At 42.2% G+C, this 20425-nt stretch carries 13 protein-coding genes and 1 pseudogene; 6 read left to right on the forward strand and 8 right to left on the reverse strand.

All coding sequences use genetic code 11. The annotated features are described in order from the left end of the window. Positions 1 to 171 precede the first annotated feature (171 nt). The 8 genes and pseudogenes from ABUE20_RS11580 to ABUE20_RS11615 all read right to left on the reverse strand — a co-directional run bounded on the left by ABUE20_RS11580 (position 172) and on the right by ABUE20_RS11615 (position 12245). Positions 172 to 2022: an arylsulfatase gene (locus tag ABUE20_RS11580; protein WP_408620086.1), complete on the reverse strand. Its 1851-nt coding sequence runs from the start codon at positions 2020 to 2022 to the stop codon at positions 172 to 174. Between the two features lie 70 nt (positions 2023 to 2092). Beyond that, positions 2093 to 3826: a sulfatase family protein gene (locus ABUE20_RS11585; RefSeq protein ID WP_408620087.1), complete on the reverse strand. Its 1734-nt coding sequence runs from the start codon at positions 3824 to 3826 to the stop codon at positions 2093 to 2095. Between the two features lie 30 nt (positions 3827 to 3856). Next, on the reverse strand, positions 3857 to 5014 hold the full coding sequence (locus ABUE20_RS11590) for a hypothetical protein (RefSeq protein ID WP_408620088.1): 1158 nt from the start codon (positions 5012 to 5014) through the stop codon (positions 3857 to 3859). A gap of 135 nt (positions 5015 to 5149) precedes the next feature. After that, positions 5150 to 6514 (reverse strand): annotated as a pseudogene (locus ABUE20_RS11595) (PTS transporter subunit EIIC); the annotation flags it as partial. Between the two features lie 537 nt (positions 6515 to 7051). Then, complete coding sequence (locus tag ABUE20_RS11600) at positions 7052 to 8212, reverse strand: carbohydrate porin (protein WP_408620089.1); 1161 nt, start codon at positions 8210 to 8212, stop codon at positions 7052 to 7054. A 101-nt stretch (positions 8213 to 8313) separates the two neighbouring features. Further along, complete coding sequence (locus ABUE20_RS11605) at positions 8314 to 8547, reverse strand: hypothetical protein (protein WP_408620090.1); 234 nt, start codon at positions 8545 to 8547, stop codon at positions 8314 to 8316. A 750-nt stretch (positions 8548 to 9297) separates the two neighbouring features. Further along, complete coding sequence (locus tag ABUE20_RS11610; RefSeq protein WP_408620091.1) at positions 9298 to 10713, reverse strand: glycoside hydrolase family 1 protein; 1416 nt, start codon at positions 10711 to 10713, stop codon at positions 9298 to 9300. Positions 10714 to 10796: 83 nt separating this feature from the next. After that, positions 10797 to 12245: a PTS transporter subunit EIIC gene (locus tag ABUE20_RS11615; protein ID WP_408620092.1), complete on the reverse strand. Its 1449-nt coding sequence runs from the start codon at positions 12243 to 12245 to the stop codon at positions 10797 to 10799. A gap of 988 nt (positions 12246 to 13233) precedes the next feature. On the opposite strand from ABUE20_RS11615, the gene ABUE20_RS11620 reads away from it, so the two are divergent. From ABUE20_RS11620 to ABUE20_RS11645, 6 genes are all read left to right on the forward strand, one after another. After that, a complete protein-coding gene (locus ABUE20_RS11620; RefSeq protein ID WP_408620093.1) occupies positions 13234 to 14184 on the forward strand; it encodes a substrate-binding domain-containing protein in 951 nt (316 codons plus the stop codon). A gap of 23 nt (positions 14185 to 14207) precedes the next feature. Next, entirely contained in the window at positions 14208 to 16196 is a 1989-nt protein-coding gene (locus ABUE20_RS11625; RefSeq protein ID WP_408620094.1) for a methyl-accepting chemotaxis protein, read from the forward strand. 401 nt (positions 16197 to 16597) lie between these two features. Next, positions 16598 to 17023: a ferric iron uptake transcriptional regulator gene (fur, locus tag ABUE20_RS11630; RefSeq protein ID WP_408620095.1), complete on the forward strand. Its 426-nt coding sequence runs from the start codon at positions 16598 to 16600 to the stop codon at positions 17021 to 17023. A gap of 147 nt (positions 17024 to 17170) precedes the next feature. Further along, on the forward strand, positions 17171 to 17659 hold the full coding sequence (locus ABUE20_RS11635) for a MarR family winged helix-turn-helix transcriptional regulator (RefSeq protein ID WP_408620096.1): 489 nt from the start codon (positions 17171 to 17173) through the stop codon (positions 17657 to 17659). A gap of 23 nt (positions 17660 to 17682) precedes the next feature. Then, the gene (locus ABUE20_RS11640) at positions 17683 to 18885 is read left to right on the forward strand and encodes an HlyD family secretion protein (protein ID WP_408620097.1); all 1203 of its coding nucleotides are present in this window, start codon (positions 17683 to 17685) and stop codon (positions 18883 to 18885) included. 1 nt (position 18886) lies between these two features. After that, positions 18887 to 20395, forward strand: coding sequence for a DHA2 family efflux MFS transporter permease subunit (locus ABUE20_RS11645; protein WP_408620098.1), 1509 nt, complete (start codon positions 18887 to 18889; stop codon positions 20393 to 20395). Positions 20396 to 20425: the final 30 nt, after the last annotated feature.

Genomic DNA, 20425 nt, shown 5'->3' on the forward strand with positions numbered 1-20425 from the left:
AATCATGAAATAATAGCGATATGAGGAACGGTGTTAAGGGAAGTAAGTAAATGCTGATTTAGCCTAGATCTATGAAAAAATTGCTCGAATATCAGCCAACCTAGATCACCTATAAAAAAGGCCAGATAGATAACTATCTGGCCTTAACACTGAACTAAATTCTATGCCAAATTAATCATTAAATGCATCTGACATATGATTAAATTTATACAGGAATGGATCTGGTTTGATAAATGCGGGGTTGCTATGTTTTTTAGCTTCTTTCCACCACAATTTTTTCAGCTCTTCCACTTTAGCTGGATATTTATCAGCCAAGTCAGTTGATTCTGAAAAATCTTTTTCAGTATCAAAGAGTTGCCAAACATCTTTCGACGGTTCATCCCCTAATCGATGCATTGCTACAGCACGCCATTTACCATCGGTAATCGCCCGTTGACCACGCAAAGAGAAGAACTGTACGGTGCGAGTTTTCGCATCCTGATGTTCAAAAGTCTTCATAAATGAACGACCTGCAACCGGAAGCTGTTTAACACCATCGACTTCTTTAGCGAACTTCGTTCCTGCCGCAGCCAACATCGTTGGTGCTAAGTCAACAACGTTGACATACTGATCACGAACGGAGCCAGGGTGTTTAATATGTTTCGGCCAGGAAACAATTAACGGTGTACGAACCCCACCCAAGAATGGCCATAATTTATAACGGCGGAACGGGGTATCATCGGCATAGGCCCATGGACGCTGATACAGCATATACGTTTGTGGACCACCCGCTTCATCCAGATGTTCATCCATCTGAGCTACGGTTGTTCTATCTCCATACGCATGGAAGAAACCACCTGTTGGTCCACCTTCAGAAGCCGCACCATTATCTGTAATCAACATGATCAACGTGTTGTCATACTGTTTGGTCTGTTTCAGGTATTTGATCAAACGACCGATTTCATCATCAGTTTGAGTCATGAAGCCCGCATAAGTTTCCATGAAACGAGCATATACACGTTTATGCTGCTCATCCAAAGAACTCCAGGCTGCATCCCCATTTTGACGTGGCGTTAAGACTGTATTCGCCGGAATGATCCCCAACTGTTTTTGACGGGTAAAACGTTCTTCTCGCAATTGATCCCAACCGATGTCATATTTACCTTTATATTCATCGATATAAGTTTTAGAAACCTGTAACGGCGCATGCGTGGCCCCTAAAGCCAAATACAGGAATTTCGGCTTATCACCGCCCGGTTTCATGACATTGATCGCATGATCAATCAAGTCTTCCGATAAATTGTACTTCGGATCCTGCGGTGTCGGCAGTTCCTTATTGTTTTCAATCAGCTCAGGATGATATTGATCAGTATGGCCACTGATAAAGCCATAGTAATAATCAAAACCTCGTTGCAATGGCCAGAATGCGTGGTTGCGTTTCTCGTTATCCACATATTCCGGCGCCATATGCCATTTACCTAAAGCATAAGTTGAATAACCGGCAGTCTGTAGTGCCTGAGCCACGTTCTGAGCATTCGGTGGAATTTCACCACTAGTGGCTGGACCTGCACCTAATGGAACACTCGCGGCAGGCGCTTTTGTTCTAACAATTTTACCTTCTTTAGTGATGGTAATTTTAGGTGGCAAATCAGCCATATTCACAGTCTGAGGATTCCGCCCGGTCACCAATGCTGCACGTGTCGGCGCACTGATAGCGGCAGAATCAAACCGATTATAACGAAGTCCGTTATAAGCCAGTTGGTCAATATTAGGCGTTTCGATTTCAGAACCATAAGCCCCTAAAGACGCGAAACCGGCATCATCGATCACAATCATGACAATGTTAGGCTGTTTTGAGGTATCACTCTGTTTATTAGAATCTTTTGCAACCGCTGGTAATGCAAGTGATGAGGCTAAAACAGAGACCCCGACCATTTTCAAAAATCGTCGCTGTGATATGACATTGCAACGAAGTTCCTGTGGGTTATTGACTTCCCCACCCCCGCTAAATTTGCGATTAAAAAAACGTGACATCAACTTCATGTGTATTCCCTCGTTGATATTTTTATAAAAGCCTTGATATGAATGCATACAAAGGCTCAAGACAGACGTTCTACTTCGTCATGTTAAACTCTGTTACAGCGCTTGGTTTCCAACCATACCGAACCGCTTTAACAAAGACCTGTTTATGAGATTTAGGATTAAAACTACCGTTATAAAGGGTCCAATTTTGCTGATCGTAGCTATAGGCAATAGAGGCCCCATCACTCCGGTTTGCTATAAATATTTCGCCAGTCAAAGAATCTTGCTCGACAACCGGTGGCAACGTCACTTTCTGTTGACCATTGGCATCAAGTAGATCTTTTTTCATAACGCCTTCGGCCACTAAACTCATATCATTACCGCGATTACGCCAGTGATAGAGCTGATCTCTAAGCTCATGTTTAACTCTCGCGTAATGAGGATCGGTTGCAATATTATGAAGTTGATATGGGTCTTTACTCAGATCGTAAAGTTCTTCAGCCGGCCGGGGTTGTAACCACTTCAACTGTGCTTTATTCAGCGTGCCGGCCTTTTCTCCTTCATATAAAGAACTCGTGGTATGCAACTGATCACGGAATGCGATATGGGTTCCCCCTGGGGTTGAGTCCATATTGCGAACATATTGGTATTGATCACTGCGGATAAAATAGGAGCGCATCGCGGCCGTATCCATTCGCGCGCGATCACCATAAACGTACTTGCGACTTGCAGGAGCATCTTTCGATAGATCAACACCCTGCATATAGGCTGGTTTGGGTAATCCCGCAAAACCTAAAATAGTCGGAGCCAAATCTTCAAAAGAAACCAGACGATCCAACTTCGAGCCATCTTTTGGCCACCACTTGGGTTTGTACTGATCGGGAATGTGAATAATCAACGGCACATGAGTGCCACTATCATAACCTTCACGTTTATGACGAGGCAGTCCATCACCATTGTCGGCAGAAAAAATAAAGATGGTGTTATCCCAACGACCATCCGCTTTTAACTTGCGAATGACATCCCCGACTTCTTTATCCATGATATGGATATTGTCATAGAAAAGTGCCAATTCTTGGCGTACTTTGGCATTATCAACCCAGAATGGATCAACTTTTACGCTGGCTGGATCAGTCGGTGTGTATTGGGTTTGTGAGCGTACTTTGTCCCAAACGTTCATCAACATTTCAAAACCTTTCGGACAGGTTTCTTTGGTGAATAACCCCGATTCATGCGTAATCATCGGATTCAACTCGATAAACATGGGTTGACTTTTATTCACTTTATAGGTGCGCCACGGGACATGCCGACCAACCACGAAATCATCAAAGTTTTTCGGTGTCCCATGCTTCGTCCATATCGTAAAAGGACCCACATCCAACGCACCTTTCGTAAATTGATAATCAGTTTTTAGATCATTGTAAGTAAAGTAACCATTGCGACGTAACAGCTCTGGATAAGCTTTAATATACGCCGGAGGAACTCCGACATAGCCACCTTCGGGGAAGGTGGCCGTCCGCATATTTTGCAACCCTAAAAACTGAGGGAAAACCCCAGTAATTAAGCCGGTCCGAGAAGGCGCACTGACACCAGCCATCGTAAACGCGTTGGTGAAAGTGACCGATGATTGGGCTAATTTATCTAAATTAGGTGTCCGAGCAACAGTATCGCCATAAACACCTAAACGGGTATTCATGTCCTCTGTTAATACAAAAACAATATTAGGCTTTTTAAGCTCAGGCGATATAGTCGCCTGACTCATCCCCGAATAGGTTATTGCTAATGCTGTTGCGGTCGCACATGCTAATAATGATAAACTCTTCATATTTGTGCCCAATCAATCGTTAACAATCGTTTAGAAATCCCACTGCGTTTCTAATCGAACTGAGTCATCTGCTCTTTCTTCCCAGGTATACGAAACCCATGCGCGCAGATTAGGTGCCCCAAACCAGTATTCCAATTGCGGAGTCACGCTAAATTTGCCGATTTCATCGTAGGTGTTGTACAGAATATAAGCGAAGCCATTATGATTTTGTGGGTACTTCTCAATAGCTACTGTTCCAGAGAAACCTAACCCTCCTTTCGCAAAACCTTGTGAGCGAATATCTTTTAAGCTTTCACTTTTATCGCGTTTGGAATAAGCGAACACACTGGAGAAGCGATATTTCATACCATAGTTATAAAAACCTGCGAGTGAGTAGGTATATAAACTGGTATCATCACGAGCGAAATTAGTATCACTATTGTCGGTATCACCGGCACGGGTTTTATTAATATCGACATTCCCGAAGATATATTGACTTCCGACGAGGACCATCGGCTGGCCGTTATGCACAGCAGCATAGATCCCTTTAGTATCAGGCTGGAAGTGATAAATATCAGCTTCCTGATAACCAATATCCGCCCCCCAAATATCCGAGTTGGTATCGTAACTAGCCGCTAAGAAAATGCCGTTATCTAAGAAGTTTTTATATAAAATTTTGCCCGGGTTTTTCCCACCAGCTTCCCCTTGGGTATCAAACAGTGCCTGAGAGCCCATATCCACAGCAAAGAACGACCAAGTTGCGGTATGAGTACCAAACATCAGAGCGCCGAAGGTATCATCTTCAAACCCTATACGAAGCTGTTCCCATTTAGTATTTTCACTAAAATCATCAAATTTATTAACAACTTGACCATCGCGTTTGTTGTAGTTTTCAGCTGCGCGGAACCACAAATCACCAATAAACCCAATGCGATCCGTTAAATAAGTTTTACCGCGAAGACGCGCATTAAATTGAACATAACCCCCATCGAAATCTTTATAAGTACGATAGCCGGCCTTAAACCGATAAGTGGAATACCATCGATCTTTTTTCGAAACATCCGTAATTTGATTTACGGTGCTTCCGACTTTGTCATTTAAATAATTTCCCACGACAGGTGATTGCCAGCGATGAGGATTCACTTGCGCTGAAGCACCGACTGAAAAAAATCCTAATAACAGTAATGATGCTTTAATTGACTTGTTCATATAAATTGTCCTTTCTTATATTGTAGGGTCGTTACCAATACTTATTGAGCAAAACGCACTTACGGTTACGTACTTACAGCTACCTCCTTATAACTAAGCCAATTTTTATTTCTGTTTTACATGGTTGTCGTTACCACCAAAGAACATGGTTAAGAACATGCTCACCAATACCGCAATGGCAGAAGCGATAATGGCTGCCCATACGCTGCTATCCACCCCTGTTGCTGGAATTAACTGAGGGAAAGTCAGAACACTAGGTAAACCAAACGAGAAGATGTGGGTATGATAAAAGCCAATGATTGCTCCCCCGATAGCGCCACCGACACAGCCAAAGATAAAGGGACGACGACGAGGCAGATTCAAACCATAAATGGCGGGTTCGGTGACCCCAAAGATCCCAGAGGTAAAGCATGATCCAGCCAAAGTTTTCACTTTTGCATCTCGGGCTCTCAAGAAAATACCTAATGCAGCACCGGCCTGGGCTAATACCGCCGGGATCAATAACGGTGCCATCGTATCAGAACCCAATACGGACAAATTATTGATCATGATTGGCGCTAATCCCCAATGCAGCCCAAAGATAACGAAGACCTGCCAGCCGGCCCCCATCAACAATCCTGCAATCACTGGGCTTATGGAGTAAATCCATTCGTAACCATAGGCCAGCCACTGACTGAGCAGAGTCGCAATTGGACCAATCACTAAAAAGGTCAGAGGAGCCACAATAATGATGGCGAAAAGTGGACTAAAGAAATTCTTAACCGCGCTGGGAAGCCATTGGTTAAATAAGCGTTCCAACTTAGAACTCACCCAACTGGCACAAATCACGGGAATCACCGATGCGGTATAGTTCATCATCACCACGGGGATCCCTAAAAAGCGAATTGCGTCACTGCCGGCAACCTGCGAAGCATGAAATGCACTGACCATATCGGGATAAACTAACGAGGCGCCAATGACCATTGACACAAAAGGATTGCCACCGAATTTAACACCGGAGGTATACCCTAAGATAATAGGGAAAAAGTAAAATAAACTATCACTGGCCGCGAATAAGATCCGATAGGTCCCACTCTGAGTGGTCAATAGTCCACAAGCGATGCTCAAGGCTAATAGCCCTTTTAGGATCCCCGATGCAGCCAGGACGCCTAATAACGGGGTAAAAATCCCGGAAATAGCATCAATACAACGAGCAAACAATGAGTCTTTAGAACGACTCTTATCGCTGCTTGCTGACGATGTCGCTGCTGACGGCGCGGCCTGATTGGATTGGATCGCGTCAAAAACCGGCCCAACATGATTGCCGATCACGACCTGAAACTGTCCACCGCTTTCGACCACGGCTATGATTTCTGAATTTGCTTTTAAAGCCTCCCGATCCGCCTTAGCTGGATCATTCAGCTTAAAGCGTAAACGTGTCGCACAATGCACGAGGCTATTGACGTTATCCGGACCGCCCACTCCTTGGATAATATCTTGGGCTAACTGTTCATATGCCATATCCAACATCCACCTATTTTTCACATAGTCTGTCAAACATGCCTACACCAAATTGTAGGCATAAAAAAACCCAGACCCACCGCTCACGCGATTGAAGATCTAGGTTTTGCCCGATACTCGGTCACAATCCTGATTAATACATTCTTTTATCAAAAAAAAACCTGACCGACAGAGACTTTCGCACACTATCTGATCAGGTTTTGCCTGCCCTAAAGCAGTTACAATCCAAATTTTCTGTAGTGAAATATGGCTGAAAAACATCGTAGGAACAATCATTGTTCTACAAAAATGTGATACTCATCCCATGCAGTACTCTCATTTCACGCTTTTTTTGAATTAAATCACAGAATACATCACGGAGGATTTCCGAAATGAAGGCCCATCTTCTCTAAAATTGCTCACTAGAAGCATCTTTACCATTAGCGCCCTATATATCTTGTGTTCAATCATTTTAGGCAATAATGGCATTGTGATTAACATTCTCTATTTAAAGTCATCCTATCTGATGAAAGCTTGAGAATATCCACACCGTTCCTACTAAAAATAATACTTAAAGCGGGCTCTCACTCCATAACGTCCCTCATGATGCGAAGGGGCGGAAGGCATCGCATCCCATTGCTGCTCTAACAGCGAATAGTAAGCAGCGGTGTAAAGATCAAAGTTCTCGAAACCCAGAATATTTTTCCATCGATAGGAGGTATGAAGCGTGTGAATATGATATTCCCCGGAGCTATCCGTACCCGAAGTATTAAAGTGATCGATTTTATTATGGGCATAAACATAACCCAGTTCGATATTATGCCAGCCGACATTAACGGCTACACTCTGATCGGTTTCATCCGTTGCATTCATCCCGGCTAAATTTAAATTAATGATGACGGCTTCTTCGCTCTCATTCCCTTGCCCGAGACTATTCCAGCCCAAAGATCCCCCGAACCCGGTACGTCGAGATTGGTCCAGCCATTGATGGCGCGCACCATAATAACCATAGGCATCGTGGATCACATTCGTTTCCAGCCCCAATGACAGGCTGAAATGCCCCGAAGTCCAATTGACCACAGGGCGCAAGTAGATCACATTCTTTTTATTGGTAAGTTTGTTGCCATGATATTGGCCATCAGCATATAAACAGGTTCCATCTTCAATCAACGTATTCAATTCCAAAGTCATATGCCCCACATAGCGAGAAAGCTGAAAACCACCTCCATGATGGGTCCGGCCTCGCCCTTCTTTCATCATATACACATAGCCACTGCCGTCTTTGTACAAATCATTAGCGCTGTTTCCTGCATATTCAACGAAGGTATCTTGATGGATCGGGAACATATCCCATGCCTCATAGCGCCCTAGCTGTATTTTCCACTGTGATGTTTTACCAAAGAAAAATTTAGCATCATCTAAAGTCATACCATCTTGCAGTGAAGCCAAAGGCTGAGCTGAAAATCCGACAAAAGCACGATTATCCCGGTGTTGTATCCCATCCAGCCCTAGCAGGATCCGGCCATTAATATCTTGTCGACGGGTTTGATCCGTGTTAAGCCCCAACGATGATAGTTCGCCCGGAGAATTCATCGCATCGACGTTAAATTCAACATCACCATAGCCAGTTAGCTGTCCGTGAGAAGTATTCCAGACTGTTGCAGACACGTTCGTCGAAAGTAGCAGTGTCAGACACAGGCCGTTAAAAATTGCTTTCATGTTAAGTTCCTCTTTAGTCGATCGCCAGACACAGCAGGGCCTTAACCAAGACCACTTGGCGTTGATGTGGATATTTATTGATTAAATGAAGTGTTGCTCACTCAACCGGTTAATCCCCTAACCGATAAACTGAGCCAATGGCTCTCAATCAGCATCGATGAGGCGTGAATCGCTCCCCATAAATGACTGCTTAACTTGTCTCGTCGTTCTTGTTGGATGACGTGCGTAGAATTTTCCTCGGCCTTTCGATCTCGATGCAGTGACTCCCGATAAAATGTCATCGAAGAAATAAATCGCCGATCAATCGTCGGTGATGGAATACTGGGCAATTGCATGTTGAATCTCAAATATTAAGTTTTTTATAAAAATATCCGAAACGTTTTGGATTAAAACCGAAACGTTTCGGATCTGTGATATGAAACAATAAATGAGTCAATTGATATTAAAAATGTGTTTTTGATCACATATCACTATGAAAGGAATCACAAAAAGGCTAGTTCTGATCAAGCGCTTAAAGACAGGAATTACTCGTAATAACCAAAAGCACCTCACCAAGGTGAGGTATAAAAAAGGCCTAAATCATATGCAGCTACGGCAAAACGATTAACTTAAATATCGCCTTGCATCAGCTTGATGCATCTCCATGCTGCTCCACACTGTCGTCCCTGACGTGGAGGAAAACTGATAAACCGAATACTGTTTTTTAGATAAAAAACTGTAAAAAATAGTGATATTACTCATCAATATGGATCGTTATAAACTATCCATAAATTCATTAAAATCCGTTATTAATATAATTATTATTTTGCAATTCTATTTTAACTAAACTTCCCTTGTATCCCATTATCATATGCAATGGGATTATATTTTAGTATGCTTTTTACTCATATTTTCCATACGACTTAGCAATAATCAAAAAGCAGTACCTGTAACAATATCACCACCCGGATAAATTATATCTATTATGTAGATCGTTTTATAAAAAATCGACCTCATAAATTTTATGAGAAAGGAAACTGCTCTTCATCATGATGCTAAAATAACAGATCATTCAGATAAGCAGATTCACAATCCTAATTTTCAAATTACGAACGCGTATATATAGGTTTTGTTAATGCTTCACCTTTAGACGCAATTACTTTTTGATACCAGAAAAAGCTTTTTTTCCGTTTCCGTTCCAAGGACCCATGACCTTCATCGTCCCGATCAACATAAATAAAACCATAGCGTTTTGACATCTGGGCGGTTGATGCACTCACCAGATCAATGGGCCCCCAAGAGGTATATCCCATCACCTCAACGCCATCTTGAATGGCTTCGCCCACTTCATACAGATGCGAGTTGAGATAATCAATCCGATAATCGTCTTCAATCTCACCTTGGGCATTCATCTGATCTTTCGCACCCAAACCATTTTCAACGACAAATATCGGTTTCTGATAGCGATCCCATAATAAATTCAATAAGTAACGTAAACCGATGGGATCGATCTGCCATCCCCATTCTGATTTATCCAAATATGGATTGGCAATCATCTCCAGCATATTGCCTTTGGCTTTCTGCTGCTCTTTCGGATCAGCACTGGCACAACCGGTCATGTAATAACTAAACGAAATAAAATCAACGGTTTCTTTCAGTGCTTGTTCATCTTCGGCCGTGATATCAATCGTAACGCCCAACTGGGCAAGTTTACGTTTCATATAGCTGGGGTAATAACCACGAGCCTGCACATCCCCAAAAAATAGCCAATCATGATTCTGCCGCTGCGCTTTCAATACATCAGCTGGATGACTGGTAAGTGGATACAAAACAGCACCTAACATCATATTACCAATTTGGGCATCCGGGATAATCTCATGGCAGGCTTTTACAGCCTTAGCACTCGCCACCAGCTGATGATGAATCGCTTGATAACGTGTTTGTTCACTACAGTCCCGCGGTAAACCGGAGCCTGTAAACGGTTCATCTAATGTCACGTTAATTTCATTAAATGTCAGCCAATGTTTCACTCTAGAGCCAAAACGTTCAAAGACAACACGCGCATATTTTTCAAAGAAACCAATCACATCCCGGCTGGCCCACCCCTGATAGTGTTCGGCTAAATGCAAAGGCATTTCGTAATGGGACAAAGTGACTAATGGCGTAATTCCATATTGTTTTAATTCATCGAAAACTTTGTCGTAATAAGCTAAACCGGCCTCATTAGGCTGCGCATCATTCCCATTTGGAAAAATCCGACTCCAGGCAATCGATAAGCGTAAACAGCTAAATCCCATTTCATTGAATAACGCGATATCTTCCGGATAACGATGATAAAAATCGATCGCTATATCTTTAATATTAAAATCACCGGGGACTCGTTTGACGAGTTCACCAAAGGCCCCTTTAGGCTGAACATCCGATGTTGATAATCCTTTACCATCAGCGACATGGCTTCCTTCAACCTGGTTGGCTGCAATAGCTCCACCCCACAAAAACGAGTCAGGAAAACGAAAACTCATACTCTTTTCTCCTTCGATACTTCAATCAATAACATTCAATGGGTGGTATCCAGAATCAAGGTCTGAATCCAAAACTTATTCATTTATTTAACAGACTGTTGTAGCTCTTTAGCTGAATGATCCGCTTTTTTAGACCGAGCCACTTTGCCTTCATCTTTGCAACCAAATAGATAAGTCAAAGCGGCACCCAAAACAATCGCAACCACCGAGCCAACAATAGCAGCCCAAAAACTGGCATTGATACCGCTATTCGGAATCAGTTGAGGGATCGATAAGATACTCGGCAATCCAAATGAGTAGATATGGGCGTGATATAACCCCAAAATACCAGAGCCGATCGCCCCACTAAAGCAACCAAAAATGAACGGTCTGCGACGTGGCAGGTTTAAGCCATAGATCGCAGGTTCGGTAATACCAAAGATTCCCGAAGTAAAACAGGATCCGGCTAATGTCCGAACTTTGGCATCTTTAGTTCTGAGGAAAATCCCTAACGCAGCACCTGCCTGAGCCAACACAGCCGGTAAAACCAGCGGCATCATGCTATCTGAACCAAATACAGTCAGGTTATTGATAATGATCGGAACAAATCCCCAGTGCAGCCCAAAGATAACGAAGATCTGCCAACAGGCTCCCATAATCATACCGGCGATCACTGGGCTCACCAGATAAAGCCATTCATAACCATGTGCAATAATCTGGCTTAACCATGTTGCGATTGGACCAATCACCAAGAAAGTCAGAGGGACCACAATAATGATGGCAAACAAGGGAGCAAAGAAATTTTTAACCGCACTCGGTAACCACTTGTTAAAGAAGTACTCCAGCTTAGAACTGACCCAACTGGCACAAATAACGGGAATCACCGATGAGGTATAATTCATTAAAATGACTGGGATCCCCAAAAAATGTAATGGTACGGCATTCGCCACTTGCGATGCCTGATAAGCGCTGACCATATCGGGATAAACCAAAGCCGCACCAATCACCATAGACACAAATGGATTGCCACCAAATTTAACGCCGGCGGTATATCCTAAAATAATTGGGAAGAAGTAAAACAGGCTATCACTGGCCGCATATAAAATTCGATAACAACCATCATCCGGAGCCAGAACATGGCAGGCAATAGCTAAGGCCAGCAACCCCTTCATGATCCCTGAAGCTGCCATAACCCCTAACAAGGGAGTAAAAATCCCCGAAATAATATCAATAAACTTAGCGAACAGATTCTCTTTTTTATCATCGCTTTGGCTATTCTCAGCCGATTTAGATACTGTGGCCGCCACGGAACCGTCTAATCCATTAATGGCCTCAAAGACCTGATTAACGTGGTTACCGATCACAACCTGAAACTGGCCTCCACTTTCAACCACAGCGATAATATCAGGGTTGCTCTTTAATGATTCCCGATCGGTTTTATCATGATCATGCAGTTTAAAACGAAGACGCGTTGCGCAGTGGATTAAACTCGCAACATTTTCCCGTCCCCCAACACCTTTGATAATTTCTGAAGCTAACTGCTCATATGCCATAATTCAACGTCCTAATGAATAAATACAACATGAAACAGGAGTTTCCCTTAGGGGCTGTCAACCCTAGATTTCGGACATAAAAAAACCTGGATTTTGCACCGGTCATAACAATGACCCATACAATCATCCAGGTTTTGCCCGATAGACGGTTACAATCCTGCCATTTTGCACTGCTATTAAAAACTGTATCTATTTGTTTTAAAAGAGATTTAAACCATAAATCTCACACAAATTTTTACATGCACGCATAAAAAAACCTGATCAAATACCCAATGCCTTGCATAGGGACTTAACCAGGTTTTGCCTGCAATCAAGCAGTTACAATCCAACTAACTGAGATTAAGAATAACGATATAATCCATTGCAGAGCAACTAACAGGCCACAAAAGTGTGACTCAACTCGCATTAAAAATGCCATTTCATTTATAACCCAAATATAAATCACAAATATTAAGGATTGATTTTATCCATAAATCAACATCTTATAGTTATAAATATCAATAAATTAATGTGCGATGATGCAGCGTCTCCAACACAGATGACTCCTTCATTAGAGTCCTATTACACCCTTGAAATTACATGATAAGGACATGAAAATTTATTATTTTTAATATCCCTCTATCTTATATGACTATATTCACATCCAATAGATTTTTAAGCTCAATTAGTGTCTCAAGATATGTATTATTAATCTTATTGACAATAAAATTACACTTAATTATAATTTAATCAATTAAATAGAATCAAAACAACATTTTAAATATGTCGATATTTAATATATAACTGACGATGTGAATAAATTTCAATCAAATCCATCATTCATTCAAATAATATTCGACGTTATTATCCAACATTGATCCCTATTTATTATTAATTAAATGCTAGTTATCACAGAATATGAAATCAAACCAACACTCTTAATTCATTTTAACTATATTATAGCTATAGCAAATCACAGGCCTCAATTTTAGTCCCTTAGGAGTAATCTATGCCGTATATCGTTCAGTTTACACGCGCGATACGATGGATGCTTGGAGCAACCTTCCTTATGTTGCTATCAATCTCTCCAGTCAGTGCTAAATTCATCGCAGTCAGCGCAAATTTAAACGACACTTTTCAAAATATGCTGTTATTAAGTATGGAACGAACAGCTGATGCGAATAATGACGACATCTATATCGATTATGCCAACAATGATACGGATCGACAGTTAGCGCAAATCCGTCAATATGTACAAACTGGTGCGGACGCGATCATTGTGTCATCCATAAAATGGGATGACGCCGAATATACCCCAAAAATTATGGATATCACGGGAAAAACACCGCTGGTATTTGTCAGTGCTGAACCACTTCATGATCTGAGTAAACTCCCCAAAAATGTCATCTATGTGGGGTCAAATGAACAAGAATCCGGCACCATGGAAATGGAAGAACTGGCGCGATTAGCTCACTATAAAGGAAAAGTCGCAATGCTTATGGGTGAAAAGATTCATAGAGCAGCCCAGAGCCGAAGCCAAGATGTCAAAGAAGTCATTGCTAAATATCCAGACATGTCACTCGTCGCCTCCGAAACAGCAGACTGGTCCCGCAGTAAAGCATATGCCATCACCAAAAAATGGCTTCAGGATAAATTAGATTTCAATATTCTAGTTGCCAATAATGACGAAATGATTCTAGGAGCCATCCTCGCCTTTCAGGATTCAGGGATTGACCCCAAACCTTATTTGTTAGGGGGTATTGATGCCACTCCGGACGCGCTTCAGGAAATGCAAAAAGGGCTACTCGATGTCACCGTGCTTCAAGATGCCAATCGACAGGGATCGGCTTCTGTAGAAATGGCTTACCAATTGATCAATAAAGAACGTCCCGCACCGGTTTATTGGGTTCCATTTAAATTAATCACCCCGGATAACTATCAACAGTTGCAAGACAAATAATTCGAGATAAAAGGATACTGGATATGTCTTTCACATTAGTACAACGAATTATAGGTGGTTTTCTGTTGTTATTGATCGCACTACTGGTATCAGTAGGAGTCAATTACACCTCGGTAAGCCACATTAGCAACAACTTTAAACAGATCTCGAGTGAAACATTGCCATTATCCCAAACGGCAAACTCGACCAAACTCACCTTGTTGCAACAAAATCAGAATGTACTCTCTGTCTTTAATACGACAACGGTCAATGAGATCAACCAATATGAACAGAATTACACCGATCTTGACCAAAAGATCAATCAACTCTTGTCCAACACGCCACAGCAGGTCATTGCAAATAATGCCATTCTTTCTGGGAAAATCACTTCGATTCAGAATACTCGTAGCCAATACTCCAATACAGTCAAAAAACTGATAGAGCTGCATCGAAACCGACTCATCAATGAAAAAAATATTAATGTTCAACTCAATAATATGGTTCGTCTGGAACGCCGATTAAATTATTATTTGGCCAAATATTACGGCCCTCGCTACTCGGATCCAGAATTTAAAAGTTTAATGAAAGGGTTGGATCTAGAAGCAAAACAGATCTTTGATGCATTCAACAATTACTTGGTTGATCATAATTTTAAAACACTACAACAAAATATCGTTGGGATGGATTCTATCCTGCCCAAACGGTTTGAAGAAATAAAACAATATGATACCAACAAGGGGAAACTTTTCAGTATTATGCTGACGCCCCTTATCGCCCAAATCACCGCTCCAAATGGCTTATACCAGCTATATCAAACCCATAACCAAATTATCTCTGAAGAAAATCAACTGCTGAAGCAATCTAGTGATCAGGTAACTCAGTTATTGAGCGATGCGGATGCTTTCGTCAATGAAGCCAAGCAAATGGTCACAAATGCCCAACAGAATGCCAATACGAGTATCCAGCTCATCTTGCGCTCAATTGCGATCGTCAGTGCGATTTCCTTGGTTATTGCGATCCTTATTCCCCTTTGGATTGCTGGCCGGATCCGACGTTCCATTAAAATTTTCCGCGAAGCTTTGGTGCAGATGTCTCAAGGAGATATGCGAGTCCATTTTGAACAATCTGGGAAGGATGAATTTAGTGAGTTAGGCAGTTACCTCAATGAACTGGTACAGAATTTACGCGAAACATTTATTGCTTTAAGCCAGAACACCCAGCATCTGAGTGATGCCGCTGAGAAAAATGCTAATGTGAGCGAACGCACTACTCAGTCCATGGATCGACAACAGTCATTATTAGAAACAACCGCATCAGCGATGACTGAAATGGAAAGTTCTGTAGCCGAAGTGGCACAACGTGCTCAGGATACGATGATGGCAGCAGAACAAGCCAATAATCAGATGGATGATGTGAGCAACCTGATTAAGCAAGCGATTGAAAATATTAAAGAACAGGCTAGCCATATCAATAAAGCATCAACCACTGCCTTGGAGCTAAATGAGTACGGACAAAAAATTGATAGCATCATCGAAACGATTCAGAATATTGCCGAACAAACCAATTTACTGGCATTAAACGCAGCGATTGAAGCAGCTCGAGCCGGTGAACAAGGTCGGGGATTTGCCGTGGTTGCCGATGAAGTTCGTTCGTTAGCCAGCCGAACTAAAAATTCAACTGAAGAAATCCAAAACATGATTGAAATCATGCAACGACTTATTCAGGCTGTTGTCGAGGTGATTAAAGTCAATGTGACCAAAAATGACACAAATATCAGTGTGGCAGAACAAGCAGGGGAACGTTTAAGCATGATGAGCGATTCCATCAGCCAAATTGTCGAAATGAACATCCAAATCGCCAGTGCAACCGAGCAACAAAGCACTACCACTCAGGAGATCAGTGCCAGCGTTGTGAATATTAGCGACTCAGCCGAAGATACGGCCAAAGGCGCTCAGGATAACGCGGAAACAAGTCAGGCTTTGCAGGAACAAGCACGTAAACAACAGGACCTCGTTGCCAAATTTGAACTCTAAGTCGTGATCTTGTACGGATTACTTTTACAATATTCTAATTACTGAAATGCCCTATCGCTGCATAACGCATCGCATAGGGCAGCTTCTGTGATAAATTAGCGCCTAGGCGCTAGATTCATTCTCAGAAAACCAAATACAGCCACCTGTTTTTTGATCCTTTTAACAGCAACTTTATTATTGTTTTTTCATCATTTTTTGCTTATTGTAGATATATCTTAAGTGAGTTTTATACCCGTGAAAAAGAGCATGATGGTACCCATTTTTTCTCAATCACGGTTCTTAATATTAGCCCCTGAGTACAGGCCGCCAATAGAGACTCAGACTCTCTTTTTAACTCATATGAGAGATTGATTGCTCAATTCATTATTGCTTCAATAAAAAAGGAATTCCCAACCAACACGATGAATAATCTAGCCCAATTGATTAAAAAAGCCGGATTAAAAGTGACGGCCCCCCGATTACAAATTCTAAAATATTTTGAATCGTCACCGATCCACCATGTCAATGCCGAAGAGTTGTATAGATATTTACAAGATAAAGGTGAAGCACTGGGATTGGCCACTGTTTACCGAGTTCTAAATCAGTTTGATGAAGCCGGATTGATTACCCGACATAATTTTGAAGGCGGAAGTGCCGTTTTTGAACGCAATCAACACAGTCACGACCATATAATTTGTCAACGTTGCGGAAAAATTATTGAGTTCGATGATCCCATCATCAATGCTCGAGTAGAAGAAATTGCCTCCAGCTACCAATTGCGACTCACAGATAAAGAACTTTGTTTATATGGTCTTTGCCAAGAGCATGCGGATCCAAACCAGACCTGATACGGCTTCGTATCTTTTTTGTCATTTAATCAACGAATTATTCCAACATTAGCTAATGTCTCAACTAATTGCCCAGGCAACTAGTTGCATTCGGCAACCAAAATCCGTATATTAGCCCTCAATATAGTTGCTTAGGCAAATATTGACATGGCATATTTTAATATCGAAACATTTAATAAACACGGACTCTGTCTAAATCTGGGGCATTTAATTCATCTAACCAATCAATACAAAGATAAAGCCCTTACCAAACACCTGATGCCATTGGATATCACTGCACAACAATTCAAGGTCATGTTGTTGCTGTATCGAGAGGAAGCCTATTCCTGCAAAGATCTCAGCCAGAGACTCAATATCGATGCCGGTGCCACCACGCGAATGATTGATCGTCTCGAAAAAAAACAACTACTCCTACGGATCAGAGATCAACATGACCGCCGTTGTATTCAACTGCAGTTGACCCAAGAAGGGACTCAATTATGTCAGCAATTTCCTCAGGTTATCGTAGATGGTTTAAATGAAATCACTCAAGGATTGAGCACGGAAGAAATTCAACTTTTAGAATCATTGCTCAAACGGTTACTCACAACCGGAGGTGTCATAGAAACACCCCCAACGGACACTAAGACGGAATAAGGTATTCAAGGGCATAATTAACTATGGAAAACCAATCTCAAGAACCCCTATCGCATAGCCAGGCTATTCGTTCCCGAAAACGCAAAAAGATCATGCTATGCCTGATGATAACGCTCTTGCTCTTTTTAGGTTGTGGCTATGGCTATTATGAAATTTATGGTCAATATTATGAATCCACAGATGATGCCTATGTTCAGGGAAATATATTAAATATTGCCCCAAAAATCAGTGGCACCGTCACTAAAATTTATGCTGAAGACGGAGATTATGTACAGCAAGGACAACCCTTAGTTGCCCTCGATCGTAATGATACTCAGATTGCTCTGGAACAGGCCAAAGCCAATTTAGCCAATGTGATTCGTCAAACCCGGAGTTTGTATACCGATGTAGAAAATTATCAATCTCAGGTCAATATCCAACAGGTGGCCTATCAACAGGCTCAAGCCGATTATCAACGGCGGCAACAATTGGTTAAAAAAAATGCGATTTCTGTCGAGGAATTAAATCATTATAAAGATGCACTCACCTCTGCAAAAAATGCATTGATGGCAGCCAAACAAGCACTTCAGAGTCGAGCCGCATTAACGGATGGCGTTGCGATTGCCGATCATCCAGCGATCAAACAAGCCATTGCACAACTGCAACAAGCCTTTTTGAATAATGAATATACGATCGTGCCCGCTCCAGTGAGTGGTTATGTCTCCCAGCGTTCCGTTCAGTTGGGTGAACAAGTCACTCCCAGTCATAATTTAATGGCTTTAGTTCCGTTAAATCAGGTCTGGGTTGACGCTAACTTTAAAGAAAGCCAGATGAAAGATATGCGTATAGGACAACCGGTAGATATCACGGCCGATCTCTATGGCAGTAATATTCATTATCAAGGACACATTGCCAGTTTAGGAATTGGTACCGGAAGCGCATTTTCACTACTGCCGGCACAAAATGCAACCGGAAACTGGATCAAAATTGTACAACGGTTACCCGTCAGAATTGAATTGGATGCTCAAAATCTAGATCGTTATCCTTTGCGCATTGGACTATCGATGAATGTGACGGTCCATCTAGCCCATCAACAAGGGCCTCTACTGGATGAAACCATCAACCAAAAACCTCGGTTAGAGACCCGAACCTATGACCATCAACTCGCCCAAACTCGACAGATAATTGCATCAATCTTCAAATTGAACGGTATTAAAGCCTCAAAAATGATGCTAACAGAGCGCTAATATGGAACAGAATTACCAATTCCGCCCTCAAAATCTGGCGTTAGCGGCCATAGGATTATGCCTAGCTACTTTCATGCAGGTTTTAGATACGACTATTGCTAACGTTGCTCTGCCTACCATCGCCGGAAATCTGGGGGTTTCCTCCGATCAAGGGAACTGGGTGATTACATCATTTGCGGTGTGTAATGCTATTGCCTTGCCGCTAACCGGCTGGGTTGCCCGTACCATCGGTGAAACTAAATTATTTTTAGGATCAGTCCTTTTATTTGTCATAAGCTCATTTCTATGTGGTATGGCTCAGTCCATGAGTGAGCTTATTTTTTTCCGAGCCTTACAGGGATTTTGCTCCGGGCCGCTATTTCCAATGGCTCAAACCTTAATGATGGCCATTTTCCCACGCCACAAACGCACGGCGGCTCTTGCTATTATTTCGATGGTGACCGTTGTAGCTCCTATCGTTGGGCCGATCACCGGAGGTTGGATCACCGACAATTACTCTTGGCGCTGGATTTTTTATATTAATATCCCCATCGGGTTATTTGCTGCTTCAGTGACATGGGTACAGTTACGGCATCGTCTGGAAGATAAAATCCGCACTCCTATCGACTTCATTGGGCTGGCCTTTTTAGTCATTGGCGTTGGAGCCCTACAGGTTATGTTGGATAAGGGAAATAATCTAGACTGGTTTGCTTCTAATTTCATTATGACTCTAGCCGGTATTGCCACGGTGAGTTTGATCGCCTTTGTCATATGGGAACTTACAGCAGTTCATCCTATTGTTAATTTGAAATTATTTACGGATCGTAACTTCACCGTAGGAACAATTGCCTTAATCTTTGGCTACTCTGCATTTTTTGCCATTAACCTCATCCTGCCACAATGGCTAGAAACCAATATGGGATATACTGCAATCTGGGCCGGATTAGCGGCAGCCCCTATGGGGATTATTCCACTATTGACCTCTTCCTTGGTTGGGAAATATGCCCCTAAATTTGACATGCGGTTACTCGTTACCCTTTCCTTCTTAGTGATCAGCAGTTCCTGCTTTATCCGAGCCCATTTTAATTCAGAAACCAACTTTGCCATCATTGCCTTTGTGCAGGGATATATGGGCATTGGCGTTGTACTCTTTTTTATGCCACTGACGACCATTTTGCTTTCTAATTTGGACAATCATCAGTTAGCCGAAGGCGCCGGATTAGCTACCTTTTTACGAGTTCTAGGCAGTAGCTTCGCCTCCTCACTTTCAATATGGATCTGGGATCGTCGGGAAATATTCCACTATGCACAGCTCAATGAACATATTAGTCAACATAACCCGATAGCAACTCAATATTTAAGCCAGCTAGGTGGATTCACACAATCAGCCTTAGCACAGATTCAGCAGACCATGAGTAATCAGGCTCTAATGATGTCAACGATTGATTATTTCACCATGCTAGGCTGGCTCTTCGTGGCCTTGCTCGCCATTATCTGGTTTTCTAAACCACCTTTTATTCGAAGCCATTAATGACGAAAGCCACACGATGAGATTGCTTAA

The organism is Celerinatantimonas marina (genome assembly GCF_046054165.1).
In the GTDB taxonomy this organism is placed as follows: domain Bacteria; phylum Pseudomonadota; class Gammaproteobacteria; order Enterobacterales; family Celerinatantimonadaceae; genus Celerinatantimonas.

Excerpts from the sequence above, each read along its gene's own strand:
- ABUE20_RS11610 (WP_408620091.1), bottom strand. The coding sequence starts at position 10,713 with ATGAGTTTTCGTTTTCCTGACTCGTTTTTGTGGGGTGGAGCTATTGCA.
- ABUE20_RS11645 (WP_408620098.1), top strand. The coding sequence starts at position 18,887 with ATGGAACAGAATTACCAATTCCGCCCTCAAAATCTGGCGTTAGCGGCC.
- fur (WP_408620095.1), top strand. The coding sequence starts at position 16,598 with ATGAATAATCTAGCCCAATTGATTAAAAAAGCCGGATTAAAAGTGACG.
- ABUE20_RS11605 (WP_408620090.1), bottom strand. The coding sequence starts at position 8,547 with ATGCAATTGCCCAGTATTCCATCACCGACGATTGATCGGCGATTTATT.
- ABUE20_RS11640 (WP_408620097.1), top strand. The coding sequence starts at position 17,683 with ATGGAAAACCAATCTCAAGAACCCCTATCGCATAGCCAGGCTATTCGT.
- ABUE20_RS11620 (WP_408620093.1), top strand. The coding sequence starts at position 13,234 with ATGCCGTATATCGTTCAGTTTACACGCGCGATACGATGGATGCTTGGA.
- ABUE20_RS11600 (WP_408620089.1), bottom strand. The coding sequence starts at position 8,212 with ATGAAAGCAATTTTTAACGGCCTGTGTCTGACACTGCTACTTTCGACG.
- ABUE20_RS11590 (WP_408620088.1), bottom strand. The coding sequence starts at position 5,014 with ATGAACAAGTCAATTAAAGCATCATTACTGTTATTAGGATTTTTTTCA.
- ABUE20_RS11635 (WP_408620096.1), top strand. The coding sequence starts at position 17,171 with ATGGCATATTTTAATATCGAAACATTTAATAAACACGGACTCTGTCTA.
- ABUE20_RS11615 (WP_408620092.1), bottom strand. The coding sequence starts at position 12,245 with ATGGCATATGAGCAGTTAGCTTCAGAAATTATCAAAGGTGTTGGGGGA.
- ABUE20_RS11625 (WP_408620094.1), top strand. The coding sequence starts at position 14,208 with ATGTCTTTCACATTAGTACAACGAATTATAGGTGGTTTTCTGTTGTTA.
- ABUE20_RS11585 (WP_408620087.1), bottom strand. The coding sequence starts at position 3,826 with ATGAAGAGTTTATCATTATTAGCATGTGCGACCGCAACAGCATTAGCA.
- ABUE20_RS11580 (WP_408620086.1), bottom strand. The coding sequence starts at position 2,022 with ATGAAGTTGATGTCACGTTTTTTTAATCGCAAATTTAGCGGGGGTGGG.